Here is a 16714-nt window from a genome sequence, read left to right as displayed (position 1 = left end):
TGTTGATGATCAATCCTGACACCTTGTCCGCGACGCTGTCCCGCGTGGCGGTCGGCCTCGCCCGCCTCAAGGGCATGAACGAAACCGCTGCCATTTCCGAAGATGCCTATGACCTGCAGTTCGAGGAATGGGACTGGGAAGTGGGCGTCGGCATTTACGGCCTTATCCGTCATGCGGAAGCGGTGGGCGACCGGTCGCTGATCGAGGCGATTGCCCGCTGGTATGACTGGCAGATCTCCAAAGGCATCCCGCCGCGCCAGGTCAATTCCTCCTCGCCCATGCTGCCGCTGTCGGTGCTGATCGACCACGTGGACCGCCCGGATTTCGAGGCGCTGGTCAAGGACTGGGCGGACTGGCTGATGACAAGCCTCGCCCGCACCCGCGACGGCGGCTTCCAGCATGTGGTGAAGGAGCGGATGAACGATGGCGAGCTGTGGGACGACACGCTGTTCATGACGTGTCTGTTCCTGGCCCGCGCCGGGCAGCGTTTCGGCCGGCAGGACTGGATCGAAGAAGCCTTCTACCAGTTCCTCGTGCATGAACGGTTCCTCGCCGATCCGGTCACCGGACTGTGGTATCATGGCTGGACTTTCAACGGGAACCACAACTTCGCCAAGGCCTTCTGGGCACGCGGCAATGCCTGGATCACCGTGGCAATTCCGGAGCTGTTTGGTCTCGTCAGCGAGATTCCTGGTCATCTGAAGGCGCATCTCACCTTCATTCTGGAAGCGCAGGTGCGCACGCTGGCCGCCAACCAGCGGGACAACGGCATGTTCTGCACGCTGGTGCTGGAGCCGCAGTCGCCGGAGGAAACCTCGGCCACTGCCGCCATCGCCTATGGCATCCTGCGCGGCATCGACCTTGGCCTGCTGCCACAAGACTACCGCCCTGTGGCGGACCGGGCGCTGGCCGCGGTGCTGGAGCGGATCGATGACAGCGGCATCGTGCTGCAGGTATCGGACGGTACGCCCATGGGCCACACGCTGGACTTCTACCGCCAGATCCCGAACGTGCCTGCGCCCTACGGTCAGGCGCTGGTGATGCTGCTGCTTGTCCGGGCCATGGCGGAAGGGCGGGGCTGAGCGGATCTAAACAGACCGGGCTTGTATGGGCGGGACGGGTGCAGTACCGCTTGTCCCGTTCACGCCTGCTGACCGGAGACGCCCCATGACCGAAGCCCCGCTTGTTGCCCTGACCGGTGCCACTGGTTTTGTCGGCCAGTATCTGGCCAGTGATCTGATCCGCCGGGGTTACCGTCTGCGGCTGCTGCTGCGCCGTCCTGTGGACGATGCAGCGAGTGCGGATCAGGAGTTCATCGGCGATCTCGCCCGTCCGCGCAATCTGGATCAGGCAATGCGGGATGTGGACTTCGTGGTCCATTCCGCCGGGATTGCCCATGCCATGTCCGGCAAACCGGAGGATGACTACCGGGCAGTGAACCGGGATGCCACAGCCGCACTGGCACAGGCAGCACGCAAGGCCGGGGTGAAGCGTTTCGTCTTTCTGTCCTCCATCCGTGCCCAGTCCGGCCCAGCGTCAGATCACGTGCTGACGGAAGCAGACGCCGCGCAGCCGACCGATGCCTATGGCCGCTCCAAGCTGGAGGCCGAGGTGGCGATTGCCGGGACAGGCATCCCCTATGCCGCGCTGCGTCCGGTGCTGGTGCATGGGCCGGGTGCCAAGGGCAATCTGGAGGCGCTCTTCGCGCTGGCCCGCAAGCCTGTGCCGCTGCCCTTCGGGCTCTTTACCGGCAAGCGTTCGCTGATCTCGCTGGCTAATCTTGCGGGCGCGGTGGATTGCGTGATGCGCTTGCCGGAGGCCCCCAACCGGCCGCTGATCGTGGCCGATCCGGAGCCGGTGACGCTGGCCGGAATTATTGCTGCCTACCGGCGCGGCCTTGGCCGCAAGCCTGGTCTTCTGCCGGTGCCGCCCGCCCTGCTGGAACTTGGGTTGAAACTGGCAGGCAAGGGCGAGATGGCCGAACGGCTGGGCGGCTCGCTTGCCGCCAGCCCAGCCGCGTTGATGGCGCTGGGCTGGGTGCCGGCCGAGACAACAGTGGAAGCACTGGAGGCGCTGGGCGCTCAGGACCGGCGGATCGCGGAAGCAGGCAACCCGGTCTCCTGAACAAGCCTGCCATTTTCCAGACTGTAGCTCGCGCTGCACAGATGCTGGCGCAGGCCTTGCTTGTGGCTGATGATCAGCAGGGTCAAGCCCCGCGTCCTTGCCAGCGGCAGCAGCGCCTGCCACAGGGCATCTTCCGAAAGTGCATCAAGCCGGGCCGTCACCTCGTCGAGGATCAGCACGCGGGTGGAGGGCAGGATCAGCCGCGCCAGCGAAACACGGGTCAGTTCCCCGCCCGAAACTTCCCCCGCATGGCGCGTTTCCCAGGCCGGATCAATGCCGAGGGCGGCCAGAACCTCTGCATCAGGCTCCCCGCCGTTGCGCAGGATATCGCCGATGCGCCAGCGTGGATCGACGGCAAGCTCCGCCATCTGCGGCACATATTGCACTGGGTGCGGGCGTCCGGCGCGCAAGGGGGGCAGAGCGGCGCCGTTGAGACGCACAGAGCCTGAGGCGGGCGCAATAAGCCCGGCAAGGCAGCGGCCAAGGCTTGTCTTGCCTGCCCCCGATGGCCCGCCAAGGCCGGTCACGCTGCCCGGCTCCAGGATCAGGCTCACGCCGTCCAGCACCTGCTTCTGCCCCAGCTTCAGGCTCAGCCTGTCCGCGCTCAGCATGTGCCGTAGATCTCCTGCGCCCGCCACAGGGCGCGTGTGTAAGGGGAGGAAAGGGCTGATCCTTCGCTGGCAAAGCATCCGGCATCTGCCGTCTCGGCGATGGCGCCATCCTGCATCACGGTGATGCGCCTGGAGATGGCGGCAAGGCGCTGCAGGTCGTGGCTGATCACCAGCATGCCGTGGCCCTTTCGAGCGAGACTTGCGATCAGCGCCATGACGCGGTCTGCATTGCCCGGGTCGAGCCCGCCGGTTGGCTCGTCAGCGATGATGAAGCCGGCACCTGAGGCTAGCGCACTGGCCAGAAGCAGCCGCTTGGCCATGCCGCCGGACAGTTCATGCGGAAAGGCGTGGGCCACGTCCGGCTCAAGCCCCACATCTGCCAGAAGTTTCATGGCATCCACCGTCCGGCCAAATGGCTTGCCGAAGCGGGCGAGTTGCGGGGCGATGCGGGCGAGCGGGTCCAGCGCGTCGATAGTCTGCGGCGCAAGGGCAAGCGATCCGGGGCGCGGCTTCTGGCCGTCCACGGTCACGTGGCCGCTGACAAGCGCATTGCCCGGAAGCAGGCCCATCAGCGCCTCGGCCACAAGGCTCTTACCTGCCCCCGATGCGCCTGCAAGCCCTGCTACTTCGCCGCGGTTCACAGTCAGGCTCAGGCCTTTGAGCGCCTGTAAGGACCGGCCATCCGTGGCGTTGAAGCTGACCGTCAGATTGATGACCGAAAGGCTCATGCGATATCCACCGCACGCGGGTCTGCCGCCTTGCGCAGGCGCTCGCCCAGACGTTCAAAGCACAGCGCCACCAGCATAAGGGCAAGGCCGGGACCTGCTGCGATCCACCATTTCCCGGCCATAAGCCCGCGCAGGGATTCTGCCAGCATCATGCCGATGGAGGGCAGATGCGGCTCGATGCCAAGGCCGATGAAACTGAGGCCCGCCTCATGCAGGATGGCATGGGGGAAGATCAGCACGAAACCGCTAGCCAGCTGCGGCAGCAGGTGCGGCACCAGATGCCGCCGGGCAATCCAGCCGGGTGAACGGCCAAGGGCGCGGGAGATCATTACATAATCCGAGGTCAGCACCGTCTGTGCCTCATGCCGCAGCACGCGGGACAGGCGCGGCCAGTGGGTGAGGGAAACCGCAATGATCACCCCTGTGGTGCCGCCGCCTGCGGCATAGCAGATGAGGATCAGCAGCACGAAATGCGGCAGGCCGAGCGCGAGTTCAGTCACCCCGCCCAGCAGCCGGTCTGCCCGCCGGTCAAGGCTGGCGGCAAGGCCGATGGCGAGGGCAATCAGCGCTGACATGGCGGCAGAGAAAAACCCCACCCAGATGCTGCGGCCAAGGGCGGAGAGTGTACGCGCAGCCAGGTCCCGGCCCAGAAGATCGGTGCCCATGGGATGGGCGAGTGATGGCGCCAGGCCGCGTGCTGCCGGGTTCACTGTATACCAGCTTTCCGGAACCAGCGGCGCAGCAAGGCCGATGGTGGCGATGAGCCCAAGCGAGGCAAGCCCCAGCAGGGCAACGCGCTTCTGCGGATTGCTGCGCGGGCGGGCTGGAGCCGTTTGCCGGGCAATGGCTTCGCCAGTCTGGGCAAGGCTCATGCCGGGTTCCTCCTTGCAAGGCGCGGGTCGAGCAGTCTTGCGGCAATGTCGGCGGCAAGGTTTCCGGCGAAGACAAACAGCAGCGTGGCAAGGCCAATGCCGATCAGCAGCGGCGCATCTGCGCCCGTTGCGGCCCGCACGGTTGCCTGTCCGAGACCCGGCCATGCGAAGACGGTTTCTGCCAGCACGGAACCGCCGAACAACTCGCCCGCCCCCGCCAGATGCACGGTCAGGGCGCAGCCGAGTGCGTGGCGCAGTCCCGGGCCGAAGGCCAGTGGCAGGCTGGCCCAGCCATGCGCCGTCAGATGCCGTCCGGCAGGGCTTTCGAGAAAGGCAATCATGCTCTGGCGTGTGTGCAGGATCAGCGGCGCAATGCCAACGATGGAGAGCGAGATAGCCGGCAGGATCATGTGCCACAGCCGCTGGCCAAGGGAGGCTTCATCGGCCTGAAGTCCCGGCGGGGCGGCACAGCAGGCGGGCAGCCAGTTGAGGCCTACCGCAAACACGGCGACCAGCAGCAGCGCCACCCAGAAGCTGGGGCTGGAGGCAAGCATCACGGAAAAGCCCCGGATGATCCGGTCCGGCCAGCGCCCGCGTGTGGCCGCAGCCACAGTGCCGAGGCCAAGACCCAGCACGAAGGAAAAGGCAAAGGCCGCCGCAATCAGCGCCAGTGAGGCGGGAAACCGGTCGCGGATGATGTCGAGCACGGGCGCGTTGTAGGTGATGGAATTGCCGAGGTCTCCGGAGAGCGCGTTGCCCGCCCAGCGCAGAAACCGCTCGCCAAAGGGCTCGTTCAAGCCCCAGGCCGCCGCAATCGCCTCCCTCTGCCCGGGTCCAACCTGCATGATTTTCGCGCCGACAAAGCTCTGCACCGGGTCGATGGGCGCAAGGGAGACCAGCGCAAACAGGCCGAAGGCCCCCACCGGCACCATCCATGCAAGCCGGATCAAACGGTCACGCAGCAAAGGCAGCAGCCAGTCAGTCATGATGGCTGCCTTCCTTTGCCGGGTGTGCGGGGGCGATGGCCCTCCCCATGGCCGCAGCGGCCCGCTCTGCGGCAGTGTTTACAGCGGACTTTCGGTCACGTGCCAACTCCTCTCCCCCCTTGAGGGGGAGATGCCGCCGGCAGGGGGCAGAGGGGGGTAGCTGACTGTCCGTTTGTGAGAGAGTCTCTGCCTTGCTGAAGCGCTGCCACCCCCCTCTGTCTGCTGGCGCAGACATCTCCCCCTCAAGGGGGGAGAGGGGCGCTGCGGCAAAAGTAGAGCGCTCTTTTTCTCTCAAGGGGCCCATCAGACCTGAATCTTCAGCCCTCACTTGCATGTCCAGCGCCAGTCTTCGAGGTTGCGGGTGATGGGGAAGCCGTGGCCGTGGGGCTGGATTTGCTGGCGGCCGGTGTCGAGGCAGTCCGACACCCAGTAGGAATGCTCCAGATTGACGAGCCAGGCCCATGCGGCATCGCCTCTGGAGCCGAAGCCGGTGGTGCCGTCCCATTGCGCGGCCTGCCAAAAAGGCAGGGAGGCTTCGAAGCTTCCGGCGCTTTCAGCCTTGGCAAAGGCGGCGTCAACAGCCGGGTTGCTGTAGTAGCCCGGATTGTAATACCCCGCGCCCGCATGCTGGCTGCCGTTCAGCCGCTCCATTTCTGCCGGGCTGTGGGAGCCGAAGCCGAAGAGCACGGCGTTGGAATGCATCAGGGTGCGGATTTCGGTCCAGCTCTTGCCTTGCGCAGTGATGCGAATGCCGATGGCCTTGGCCTGCTCCACGACGCCAAGCGTCAGTGCCTGCCGGGTGGAATCAGAGGCTGGATAGAGCAGTGTGAAGGCGGCGTCCTTGCCGTCCTTTTCGAGAACGCCATCGCCATTGCTGTCGCGCCAGCCGGCTGCGGCCAGCGTGGCGCGGGCCGCTTCGATGTCTGCGCCCATCACATTGGCTTTCGCATTGTCCCAGGGCATGCCGTCCGCCGGGCCATAGGCCGGGCGGCCATGGCCGGAGAGGGCGAGATCCACCAGCGCCTGCCGGTCGAGCGCCTCGTTCAGAGCCAGCCGGATGGCCTTGTCTGCGGTCACGCTGTTGCCGATCGGATGGCCTTCGTCCGTCTTTGCGCCCGTGTCAGGAACCATGGGGAACATGATGCCGCGATTGTCGACGGTTTTCAGATGCAGGGCTGTCATGCCTTGCGGAGCCTCATCGGCCAGGGCCGAGGGCACGGCCACAAGCTGGGCTGCTTCCGTGCGGGCGAGGCTGACAGCAGCATCTTCCGAGCCGAAAACAAAGCTGACGCGCGAAAACGCGGGCCTCTTGCCATGCCAATGCGGGTTTGGCTCCACCACCAGCTGCTCGCCTTCGCGCCATTCCACAAGTTTGAAGGGGCCAGAGCCAACTGGCTTGCGGGCATAGTCCGGGCCGTAGGAAGCCTTCGGCACGATGCCGAGGCTGGCAAGATGGCTGGTGAAGGTGATCTGCGGTTTCTTCAGCTCGATTGCCAGAGTGAAGGTGCCGGTGGCGCGTGCCTCGCGCAGATTGGTGAGATCGACCACGCCGCCTGCATCACGCGCCGTGTTGTAGGTGAAGGCGGCATCCTCCGCCGTCAAAACGGTGCCATCCGGCAACCTTGCATCGTCGCGCAGTGTCAGCGTCCAGGTCTTGCGGTCGGCCGACAGCGTCCAGTTGGTGGCAAGGTCCCCCACCAGATTGAGATCTGTATCGAGCTTCAGCAAGGTGGACTGGAACAGTGGATTGCCGTAGGAGCCCCACCCGGCGATGGGATCGAAGCCGGTTTCCGGCTCGCCGCCCACAGCCAGCACCAGAGCCGGGGGCGCGGGTTGCGCATTCACGACGGCAGGGCTCAGAAGCAGGCCGAAAGCGAAGGCTGAGGCGGTGGCAAACAGGCAGCTGCGCAGACGCATTCGGGAGAGATCCTGGGCAGTATGAAAAGCTTATTGTTTTTTCATACTGCAATTGGCCGCAGACCGGTGCAAGGCTGTTTGATATGCTGCCATGCCTAAAAAGGCGGCATGAATAGTCAATGTGCGGAGATGGGTTGATGCAGCGGATCACGATCAGCATCGAGGATGATCTTCTGGACGAGCTGGACGCCTTCATGGCGCGTTCCGGAGCGACCAATCGCTCCGAAGCTCTGCGCGATCTTCTGAGGCGCGGGCTGGCGCGCAAGGCTGCGGGCGATGCGCAATGCGTCGGCGTGCTCAGCTATACGGTGGATCTGTCGATGCGCGACCTTGGCCGCAGGGTGCCTCAATCCCGGCACGAGCATCACCACATGGCCGTTGCGGCCCTCTCCGTGCCGCTGGACCATACGGTGGCGGTGGAAGTAGCGGTGATGCGCGGGCCGGTGGAGACGGTCGAGAACTACGCCAATGGTCTCTTCACCGAACGGGGCGTGCGCCACGGTGCGCTGTCGCTTGTGCCCATCAGCGAGGAAGAGGAGGTGCATCAGCATGGAGATGGCTCAAGCCACAGTCATGTGCACCTCAAGGTGCGGGACGGCTTCTAAGGTCAGTCTGCATCATTCCCGGCGGCAAAGTCAGCTGGCCGGGCGGTGATCAGATCGCGCAGCAGAGGATTGGGAAAGCGGCGCGACAGGGTGACGGCGTAGAAGCTTTCCGTCAGGCCTTCCAGCCGGTCGATCTCGCGCAAAAGGCCGCTGGCCAGTTCGTCCCGCACGACGATGGGCGGCATGATGGCAAGGCCCAGCCCCTCGCGGGCGAGGAGGCGCATCATTGCCATGTCGTCCACCTCGGCGGCGATCTGCGGCGTGACATCAAGCCTTGCGGCCAGTGCATCGAAACCTGTGCGCACGCTGCTGTCCCGTGTCGGCAGGATCAGGGGGGCGCTGGCAAGGTACTGGCCAAGGCCGAGGCCCGCCGTGAGTGCGTCCGGCCGGCCGATCAGGCTGACGGGCTGTTCGGCCAGCTTGTGGGCTACGAAGGGCAGGTCCGCCTTGTTCTCCGGCGGACGGGTCAGCAGCACCACGTCAAGGTTCAGCGTTTCCAGCTGATGCAGCAGTTCCGCAGGTGAGCCGGAGCGCAGCACCACTTCCACATCCGCCCGCCCCAGCACGGGACGCAGGAAGGCAATCTGGAAGTTGCGTGACAGTGTCGCCATGCCGCCCACCCGCAGCACCTGCCGGGTGGTGCCGGTCTGGCGCAGTGTTGCGATCAGTTCTTCTCCGGCGGAGAAGATGGCATCGGCATGGTCCAGCGCAATGCGCCCGGCCTCGGTCAGATGCAGCTGGCGGCCCCGCCGCTCGAACAGGGCATGGCCCAGCCGCTCCTCCAGCTGGCGGATCTGTACGGATAAGGCCGACTGCGACAGGTTCAGCCGCTCCGCCGTGCGGGTCAGGTTGCCATCATGGGCCACGGCCCGGAAGTAGCGCAGGTGATGAAAGTTCAGGTCAGGCATTGTTCTATTTTATAGAACGAAAACACATAAACAATGTATTTTTATTGAGTTTGGCAGGCTGATACCAGTTGCGGCATCCGAGCAACCCGGAGGTTCCGATGCCTGACATGCCCGCCGCGCTTCTGTCTTTTGCGCCACATGCCGTGATGGCGGTGGCGGCTGCTGCAATTCTGCCGGCGCTGACCGCGATTGGTGCCGCCCTCGCGCCAGGCCGCCGCCCTCATCCGCTGCCGCGCCTTGCCGAGCTGGCAGGTCTTTCTGCCTTCCTGCTGGCGCTGGTTGCTCTGGCCGGTTTTCTGGTGACGGGGCCTCAGCAGGTCACCTTGCAGACGGGGCATCCGTTGGCGGATCTTCTCATGCCGGGCCTGCGGCTTGATGCCGTGTCGGTGACGATGCTGGTACTGGTCAGTTTCATCGGCTGGATCGTGCTGCGGTATTCGCGCAGCTATCTCGATGGAGAAGCCCGGCAGGGAGCCTTCACCGGCTGGCTGTGCCTGACGCTCGCTGCGGTGATCCTGCTTGTGTCTGCAGCCACGCTGGCGCAGATCTGGCTCGCCTGGGTGATGGCCAGCCAGTCGCTGATGCGGCTTTTGCGGTTCTATCCGGAGCGGCCGGGTGTTGCCAAGGCTCTGGCGAAGAAGCGGCTGAGTGCCTGGACGGGCGATGCGGCCCTGCTGGCTGGCGTGCTTGCGCTGGGCTTCACCTATGGCACGGGTGACATCGCTGCCATCCTGGCTGAAGCCCGGATGGGCGAAGGCGGCACGCTGGCGGTTGCGGCGGCGGCTCTCATTGCCCTTGCAGCCTGCCTCAAGTCGGCGCAGTTCCCGCTGCATGGCTGGCTCACGGAAGTCATGGAAGCTCCGACCCCGGTGTCGGCCCTGCTGCATGCAGGCGTCATCAATGCGGGCGGTTTCCTGCTGGTGCGCTTTGCCGATGTGATGCTGCTCAGCCCGGGTGTACTCGCCTTGCTGGTGGTGATCGGTGGCTTTACTGCGCTCTTCGGCGCGCTGGTGATGCTGACGCAGCCTCTGGTGAAGACGGCTCTCGCCTGGTCCACCGTGGCGCAGATGGGCTTCATGATCCTGCAATGCGGCTTCGGCCTCTTCCATCTGGCGCTGCTGCACATCGTGGCCCATTCCCTCTACAAGGCCCATGCCTTCCTGTCCTCGGGCACGGCGGTGGAAGCCGTGACGGCTGCCTCCCGGCCGGGGCCTGTGGCTGTGCCGGAAGCCAAGGCCGTGGCGCGGGCCTTTGCGCTGGCGGTGGGTGTCTATGCACTCGCTGCTGCGGCCTTCGGCTGGGCGGACAAGCCGCCGCAGGCGCTGGCCCTCGGCGTGATCCTCATCTTCGGCGTGGCCTATCTGATGGCGCAGGGACTGGCCGGGGCCGCGCCGCGCGGTCTGATGCTGCGCACGATTGCCGCCTCGCTGGCAACCGCTGCAGCCTATTTCGCCTTCCATGGTGTGGCCGCAGCCATCTACGGCGGCACCCTGCCGCCGGTGCCGCAGCCCGGCCCATTGGAAACCGCCCTCCTGCTGCTGTCGCTGGCAACCTTTGGGGTGATCGCGGTCACGCAGGCGATGTTCCCGCTCTGGGCGGCACACCCGGCTGCAGCTGGCCTCAGGGTGCATCTCGCCAACGGGCTCTACGTCAATACGCTGCTGGACCGCTGGCTGGCACGGCCTGCCCTGCGCTCCTGACTTGCTGACCTCATTTGTCCTTTTCTCCGAACGGGAGACCTGAAATGACCCTGCACATGCACCCGGCTGAAGCCGCCTCTGTTGGTGATGCGCTTCCCGCTCTGCCGCTCGCCACTGTGATGGAAGCGGCGCAGGCCGCCCAGCGGCAGATCCCGCCCGCCTTCCCGCTGGCGGCAACCGTCGCCGTCAATCCGTTCCTCGGCCAGACGGGGCTGACCCTTGCCCAGACCGCTGCCCGGCTGGGCCGGCTGGCTGGTGTGCGCATTACTCCGCCCCGCAGCATTTTCGCGGCAAAGCTTGCAGATGGTGATCTGACACGTGATGACATCGCGCAGGCGCTTGCCGCAAGCCCGGAGCCTCTGGCTCTTGATGCCGGGGCGGTCATCGCCCGGCTGGGCGCGGAGCCTGCCGGGCTTCAGGCTCTGCCAACAGTTGCCACACTCGCAACGGCGCTGGGGGACTGGGATTTCGAGGCGCTGGTGACCGACCGGATGGGCGCCTTCTGCGCAGCGCTGTTTGATGAGGGTCAGGCACTCTGGCCGCTGGCGAAGGGCCGTTCGGTCTATGCAACCTGGCAGCTCAACGGCTCGCATGACCTGACGCCTGAAATCATGGGACTGACCGGCTTTGGTACCTTTGTTGCGGCTGCACCGGATACGGCGCAGGGCGCACTCCTGCGGGCGGTTTCAACTCTTGGGCTGACGGGTGAAGCGCTGGAAAGCTATTTCCATCAGCTGCTGCTCGGCCTTGGCGGCTGGGCGCAGGCTGCCCGCTACCGGCTGTGGGAGGCAGAGCTTGCCGGCGGCACAGATGCAACGCTTCTCGACCTCTTGGCCATCCGGCTCGTGTGGGAAGAGGCGCTGTTCCTGCATCTTGCACAGCAAGGCAGCAAGGCAGAAGCGGCCTTGCTCAAGTGGCGGCAGACTGCCGCTGCTCATGCCCAGCCTGCCCTGCCAACCGAAGACATGGTCATTGATGCAGTGCTTCAGGAAGCATCGGAGCGGGCCGCGCAGCGCAAGCTTTCTGGCAAGCTGGCTGCCCGAAAGACGTCAATTGCCGCCAGTGCCGTGCAACGGCCCGCCGTGCAGGCGGCCTTCTGCATCGACGTGCGTTCGGAAGTGTTCCGGCGGGCGTTGGAATCGCTCGATCCGGCGATCCGGACCCTTGGCTTTGCAGGCTTCTTCGGCATCGGCACCAGCCACCGGGGCTTTGCGTCAAGCCGGGCGGAAAAGCGGTTGCCCGTGCTGCTGCAGCCTGCCCGGTTCTCCTGCTCGACGCCGGAGGGCGCGGAAAAGGCAGACCGGACAGCCCGGATTGCTGCCCGGGCAAAGCGGGCCTTTGGCCGGTTCCGGCAGGCGGCGGTGTCATCCTTCGCCTTTGTCGAGGCGGCGGGCCCGCTCTATGCGGCCAAATTGGTCAAGGATGCGCTGCTGCCGGCCTCGCCCGCAGCAGATGCCACGCCAGCACCCCGGTTCGATCCGCCGCTGGCACCGGATCAGGCGGTTGCCACTGCGGCTACCGTGCTGCGGGCCATGTCGTTGACGGAGGGTTTTGCCCGGATCGTGCTGATTGCGGGCCATGGCTCGGATGTGCGCAACAACCTGCATTCTAGCGCCCTGCAATGCGGCGCCTGTGGCGGGCATTCCGGCGAGGTCAACGCCCGGCTTCTGGCATCTCTGCTGAATGATCCGGCAGTGCGGGAAGGGCTGGGCGCTGAGGGCATCGCCGTGCCTGAAGATACCCTGTTCCTCGCCGGGCTGCATGACACGGCCTCCGACGGCGTCACTCTCTATGAGGGCGATGTGGACGCGTCAGCCCATGCGCAGGATCTGGCGCAGCTGAAGGACTGGCTGGCATCGGCCGGGGCTCTGGCCCGGGCAGAACGGGCAGAGAAGCTGCCGGGTGCGGAGCGGCAGCAGGCGATGGGCGTGCGGGCGCGGGACTGGTCCCAGACCCGGCCAGAATGGGGCCTTGCGGGCTGTGCCGCCTTCATCGCCGCCCCGCGCCAGCACAGCGCCGGGGCTGATCTCGGCGGCCGGGTGTTCCTGCACGATTATGTGGCAGACAAGGACGAAGGCTTCCGGGTGCTGGAATTGATCCTCACCGCACCGGTCGTTGTCGCTAGCTGGATCAGCCTGCAATATTACGGCTCAGCCGTGGTGCCGCAGCTTTTCGGTGCGGGCAACAAGCTGCTGCACAATGCGGCTGGCGGCATGGGCGTGGTGGAAGGTAATGGCGGCCTGCTGCGCACCGGCCTCACCTGGCAGTCGGTGCATGACGGGGAAAAGCTGATGCACGAGCCGCTGCGGCTGACCGTGATGGTGGAAGCACCGGAAAAGGCCGTGCTCGACATCCTCTCCCGCCATCCCGGCGTGCGGGCCCTGTTTGATCAGCGCTGGCTGCATCTGCTGCTGCTGGATGGCGAGGGCAAGCCGGTCAGCCGCTATGCCGGCGGGCTGAGCTTTTCGCCGCTGGGGTGAGACGACGCCCTGCAATCCCCTCCAACGTCGTCCCGGATCTCCGCTTTGCTGCGTCCGGGATGACTATGGAGAGTTGGGCGTAAACACCCGCCCTCATGTTCCGCAAAACGTGCGGTAGGGGCCGAAGGTGGAGGGGGCGGGTTCGGCGTAGGATTCAAGGCCCGGGCGTTCGGTGAAGGGCAGGGAGACAACTTCCACCAGCTTGCCGAAGGGCTCAAGATCGCCGTTTGTGGCGGCGGAGAGGGCCTCTTCCACCTTGTGATTGCGCGGGATGTAGATGGGGTTCACCGCTTCCATCGCAGCCCGGCGCTGTGCAGGCGCCATGCCGTCGCGGGCGAGGCGTGCCGTGTAAGCCTGCGCGAAGTCTGCGATACGCTCCGTCCCGCCGAAGAGCGGGGCGAGAGCAGCCTCTCCCTCTTCGCCGAAACGGCAGAGGGCGCGGAAGGTGCCGGTGAAATCCGCTGCGTGCTGGCCCGGCGCGCCCTGCGGCGTGCTCATGGCGGACAGCAGCGATTTCACAAGGTCTTCGTCGCCTTCTTCGCAGGACGCAAGACCAAGCTTTGCTCTCGCGCCGTTGAGCCATGCGGTCTGGAAGTGACCTGCATAGCCATTGACGCAGGCACCTGCCTTCTCGATGGCCTCGTCCTCATCATCGCCCATCAGCGGCAGCAGGGCTTCTGCCAGCCGGGCGAGGTTCCACTGGGCGATGGCCGGCTGGTTGCCATAGGCGTAACGGCCATGGGTGTCGATGGAGCTGAACACCGTCCTGAGGTCATAGCCCTCCATGAAGGCGCAAGGGCCGTAGTCGATGGTCTCGCCGGAGATGGTCATGTTGTCGGTGTTCATGACACCGTGGATGAAGCCAACGAGCATCCATTGCGCCACCAGAAAGGCCTGCCGCCGGACCACGCGGTCCAGCAGGCCAAGGGCGGCCTCGGGCGTCACCTTGCCATCCGGGGCAAGACCGGGGTCGTGGCGGGCAATCGTATAGGCGGCAAGTTTCGTCAGCCGGGCGGTATCGCCTCGCGCGGCAAAGAACTGGAACGTGCCCACCCGGATGTGGCTGGAGGCGACCCGCGCCAGCACGGCGCCGGGCAGAACGCTGTCGCGCAGCACCGGCTCTCCGGTGGCAACCGCCGCCAGCGCCCGCGTGGTCGGAATGCCGAGGCCGTGCATGGCTTCGCCAATCACATATTCCCGGAGCACCGGGCCAACAGCTGCCTTGCCGTCGCCGCCCCGTGAGAAGGGCGTCCGCCCCGAGCCCTTCAGGTGAATGTCGAAGCGCTTGCCATCAGGGTCGAGGATTTCGCCCAGCAGCAGCGCCCGGCCATCGCCCAGTTGCGGCGAGAAGCCGCCGAACTGATGCCCGGCATAGGCTTGGGCAAGCGGAGACGCGCCTTCCGGCAGGGCCGTGCCGGAGAAGATCCGTGCCCCTTCTTCGCCAGACAGGCGGGCACTGTCGAGGCCTAGCTCCCGGGCCAGTTGCTCGTTGAATTTCAGCATCCGCGGTGCCGGTGCCGGGGCGCCCGCCTGAACAATATACAGGCCTTCGAGATCTCGGGCATAGCTGTTGTCAAAGCGGAAAAGCGGCTCGGTCATGGGCATTCCGGAAACAAGGGGAGGGGCATCGGACGCTGGCGCGGCGCCCGATGCAAGATCGTCAGTCCTCCGCCGGACGGCGGGGCAGGACCCAGTCGGGCCTCGGATAATGGCATGTATACCCATTCGGGTAACGCAAAAGATAGTCCTGATGCTCCGGCTCGGCTTCCCAAAAGTCACCGGCGGGTTCGATCTCCGTCACCACTTTCCCCGGCCAGATGCCCGACGCATTGACATCTTTGACTGTGTCGATTGCCGTCTGCTTCTGCTCATCGCTGAGATAATAGATGGCGGAACGGTAGGACATGCCAACGTCATTGCCTTGCCGGTTGGGCGTGGTCGGATCGTGGATCTGGAAGAAGAACTCCAGAATGCGCCGGTAGCTGATCTGCTGCGGATCGAAAACGATCTCGATTCCCTCCGCATGGGTGCCGTGGTTGCGGTAGGTTGCGTTGGGCACATCCCCGCCTGTGTATCCGACGCGGGTGGAGAGGACGCCCGGCAGCTTGCGGATCAGATCCTGCATGCCCCAGAAGCATCCGCCTGCCAGAATGGCTTTTTCTGTCATCGTCAGATCTCCTCCACCTGGTCGAGATAGGCGCCATAGCCCTCCCGCTCCATGTCATCCCTGTGCACGAAGCGCAGCGAGGCCGAGTTGATGCAATAGCGCAGGCCGCCCCGGTCACGCGGGCCATCGGGAAACACATGCCCCAGATGGCTGTCGCCATGGGCAGAGCGCACCTCCGTGCGGATCATGCCGTGGGACGTGTCATGCAGCTCCGCCACGTTGGCCGGCTCGATGGGCTTGGTGAAGCTCGGCCAGCCGCAGCCGGATTCATACTTGTCCGAGGAGGCAAACAGCGGCTCGCCGGAGACGATGTCCACGTAGATGCCCGGCTCCTTGTTGTAGAGATATTCGCCCGTGCCCGGCCGCTCGGTGCCGTTCTGCTGGGTCACGCGGTATTGCTCGGGCGTCAGCTTTGAAATGGCATCTGCCGACTTCTCGTATCGTGTCATGAGTGCACTCCTGAATGTCAGGCGGGAAAGGGGTGCCTTTGCAAGGCCTCGGGTGCAATATGGAGCGTCCCACCCCGCTTGCCCAGACCGTAGCCGCTGTTGCACCGGAAAGTGAGAAGACTATCGGCCTGCCGGGCGGCGTCGGTGCGGGAGACTTTCAGCTTTCCACTTGCCAAATGGCCGGGCGGTTTGCAGGGTGGCGGGATGATGCAAGATGATGTTTCTGATACCTCCCCGGCGCCAGCGGGTGAACCCTGGCCGCGCCTCAGGTTGCGGCTGGTCTTTGGCAATGATGCCATGATGGGGCCGGGCAAGGCCGAACTTCTGGAACTGATCCGCGAAGAAGGCTCCATTGCCGGGGCCGGCCGGCGCATGGGTATGAGCTACAAGCGCGCCTGGCAGCTGGTGGAGCATCTCAATGCGGCTTTCCGCGAGCCGCTGGTGGACAGTGCGCGTGGCGGAGCAAAAGGTGGCGGCGCGCGGCTGACAGAGGCTGGGGAGCTGGTTCTGGCGAACTACCACCGGCTGGTAGAGCGGCTGGCACAGGACGGCGCGCCCGAGATCGATGCCATTTGCGCCCTGTTGAGGGATATTTCCAGTGAGAAATAACGCTTGCCTCTCAAGGTGAGCTTTGCGATGTTTCCCATCGAACATAACGAGGGGCTGTTGACCGCTGCCTTTTGTCTTTCAGGGAGAGACGCATGACCATCCATCTTTGCCGCAGCGTGGCGGAGCACCTGCGGGTAGTCATGCTCACCGTGGCCGCCGTTACGGCCCTGTCTCTCTCCAGCCTTGCGGCGCAGGCGCAGGACGTAACGGTGTTTGCAGCTGCCTCCCTCAAGACGGCGCTGGACCGGGTGGTGGCGGATTACCAGGCGGATGGCGGTGCGCCTGTCACGGTGTCCTATGCGGGCAGCTCGGCCCTTGCCAAGCAGATCGAGCAGGGCGCTCCGGCGGATATCTTCATCTCGGCCAGCACGGACTGGATGGACAAGCTCGACAAGGCAGGCCTCATCAAGGCGGGCAGCCGGTCGGACCTGCTTGGCAATACCTTGGTGCTCATCGCTCACGGCGGTGATGCGCCGAAGGTGGAGATAACCCCGGCGCTGGACCTTGCAGGCATGATTGGCGAGGGCAAACTGGCCATGGCGCTGGTGGACAGCGTTC

At 65.3% G+C, this 16714-nt stretch carries 16 protein-coding genes; 7 read left to right on the top strand and 9 right to left on the bottom strand.

Annotated features, from left to right (window positions below; translation table 11 throughout):
* The first annotated feature begins 5 nt into the window (after positions 1-5).
* Together bglB and V6L75_RS20225 are read left to right on the top strand one after the other, a co-directional pair.
* A complete protein-coding gene (gene bglB / locus V6L75_RS20230) occupies positions 6-1082 on the top strand; it encodes a beta-galactosidase BglB (RefSeq protein WP_019964976.1) in 1077 nt (358 codons plus the stop codon).
* Between the two features lie 85 nt (positions 1083-1167).
* Complete coding sequence (locus V6L75_RS20225) at positions 1168-2124, top strand: NAD-dependent epimerase/dehydratase family protein (protein ID WP_334253274.1); 957 nt, start codon at positions 1168-1170, stop codon at positions 2122-2124.
* Here the strand turns inward: V6L75_RS20225 and V6L75_RS20220 are convergent.
* From V6L75_RS20220 to V6L75_RS20200, 5 genes are all read right to left on the bottom strand, one after another.
* Entirely contained in the window at positions 2082-2735 is a 654-nt protein-coding gene (locus tag V6L75_RS20220) for an ATP-binding cassette domain-containing protein (protein ID WP_334253273.1), read from the bottom strand. The two genes, V6L75_RS20225 and V6L75_RS20220, sit on opposite strands and share 43 nt — an antisense overlap.
* Positions 2729-3463: an ATP-binding cassette domain-containing protein gene (locus V6L75_RS20215; RefSeq protein ID WP_334253272.1), complete on the bottom strand. Its 735-nt coding sequence runs from the start codon at positions 3461-3463 to the stop codon at positions 2729-2731. Before V6L75_RS20215 ends, V6L75_RS20220 begins: the two co-directional genes overlap by 7 nt.
* Entirely contained in the window at positions 3460-4335 is an 876-nt protein-coding gene (locus V6L75_RS20210) for an ABC transporter permease (protein ID WP_334253271.1), read from the bottom strand. The genes V6L75_RS20215 and V6L75_RS20210 overlap by 4 nt, the downstream gene beginning before the upstream one ends.
* Positions 4332-5321 (bottom strand): ABC transporter permease, encoded by a 990-nt coding sequence (locus V6L75_RS20205; RefSeq protein WP_334253270.1) that lies wholly within the window; start codon positions 5319-5321, stop codon positions 4332-4334. The genes V6L75_RS20210 and V6L75_RS20205 overlap by 4 nt, the downstream gene beginning before the upstream one ends.
* Positions 5322-5645: 324 nt before the next feature.
* A complete protein-coding gene (locus tag V6L75_RS20200; protein ID WP_334253269.1) occupies positions 5646-7238 on the bottom strand; it encodes an ABC transporter substrate-binding protein in 1593 nt (530 codons plus the stop codon).
* A gap of 137 nt (positions 7239-7375) precedes the next feature.
* Here V6L75_RS20200 and nikR point away from each other — a divergent pair, with 137 nt between their 5' ends.
* A complete protein-coding gene (gene nikR / locus V6L75_RS20195; protein WP_334253268.1) occupies positions 7376-7843 on the top strand; it encodes a nickel-responsive transcriptional regulator NikR in 468 nt (155 codons plus the stop codon).
* 2 nt (positions 7844-7845) lie between these two features.
* Here nikR and V6L75_RS20190 read toward each other — a convergent pair whose 3' ends face one another.
* The gene (locus V6L75_RS20190; protein ID WP_334253267.1) at positions 7846-8751 is read right to left on the bottom strand and encodes a LysR family transcriptional regulator; all 906 of its coding nucleotides are present in this window, start codon (positions 8749-8751) and stop codon (positions 7846-7848) included.
* A gap of 98 nt (positions 8752-8849) precedes the next feature.
* Between V6L75_RS20190 and V6L75_RS20185 the strand changes: the two genes are divergently transcribed.
* Both V6L75_RS20185 and V6L75_RS20180 read left to right on the top strand, forming a co-directional pair.
* Complete coding sequence (locus V6L75_RS20185) at positions 8850-10451, top strand: proton-conducting transporter transmembrane domain-containing protein (RefSeq protein ID WP_425498732.1); 1602 nt, start codon at positions 8850-8852, stop codon at positions 10449-10451.
* 44 nt (positions 10452-10495) lie between these two features.
* A complete protein-coding gene (locus V6L75_RS20180; protein ID WP_425498731.1) occupies positions 10496-12931 on the top strand; it encodes a YbcC family protein in 2436 nt (811 codons plus the stop codon).
* 93 nt (positions 12932-13024) lie between these two features.
* On the opposite strand, the gene V6L75_RS20175 is transcribed toward V6L75_RS20180, so the two are convergent.
* Genes V6L75_RS20175 through msrB form a run of 3 tightly spaced genes read right to left on the bottom strand, consistent with a single transcriptional unit; the run spans position 13025 to position 15547 of the window.
* A complete protein-coding gene (locus tag V6L75_RS20175; RefSeq protein ID WP_425498730.1) occupies positions 13025-14536 on the bottom strand; it encodes a protein adenylyltransferase SelO in 1512 nt (503 codons plus the stop codon).
* A 55-nt stretch (positions 14537-14591) separates the two neighbouring features.
* Positions 14592-15098, bottom strand: a complete 507-nt coding sequence (msrA, locus tag V6L75_RS20170) for a peptide-methionine (S)-S-oxide reductase MsrA (RefSeq protein ID WP_334253265.1) — start codon at positions 15096-15098, stop codon at positions 14592-14594.
* 2 nt (positions 15099-15100) lie between these two features.
* Positions 15101-15547 carry a peptide-methionine (R)-S-oxide reductase MsrB gene (gene msrB / locus V6L75_RS20165; protein WP_334253264.1) on the bottom strand — a complete coding sequence of 149 codons (447 nt, stop codon included), beginning with the start codon at positions 15545-15547 and terminating at the stop codon, positions 15101-15103.
* Between the two features lie 204 nt (positions 15548-15751).
* Here msrB and V6L75_RS20160 point away from each other — a divergent pair, with 204 nt between their 5' ends.
* Together V6L75_RS20160 and modA are read left to right on the top strand one after the other, a co-directional pair.
* The gene (locus V6L75_RS20160; protein ID WP_334253263.1) at positions 15752-16156 is read left to right on the top strand and encodes a winged helix-turn-helix domain-containing protein; all 405 of its coding nucleotides are present in this window, start codon (positions 15752-15754) and stop codon (positions 16154-16156) included.
* A gap of 92 nt (positions 16157-16248) precedes the next feature.
* The coding region (gene modA, locus V6L75_RS20155; protein ID WP_425605859.1) for a molybdate ABC transporter substrate-binding protein at positions 16249-16714 on the top strand (466 nt) is incomplete at its 3' end.

Origin of the sequence: Pannonibacter anstelovis (genome assembly GCF_036881715.1) — a bacterium.
Taxonomy (GTDB): Bacteria; Pseudomonadota; Alphaproteobacteria; order Rhizobiales; family Stappiaceae; genus Pannonibacter; species Pannonibacter anstelovis.
Note: the sequence above shows the minus strand (reverse complement) of the source record. Positions and strands in the feature narration are given on the sequence as shown.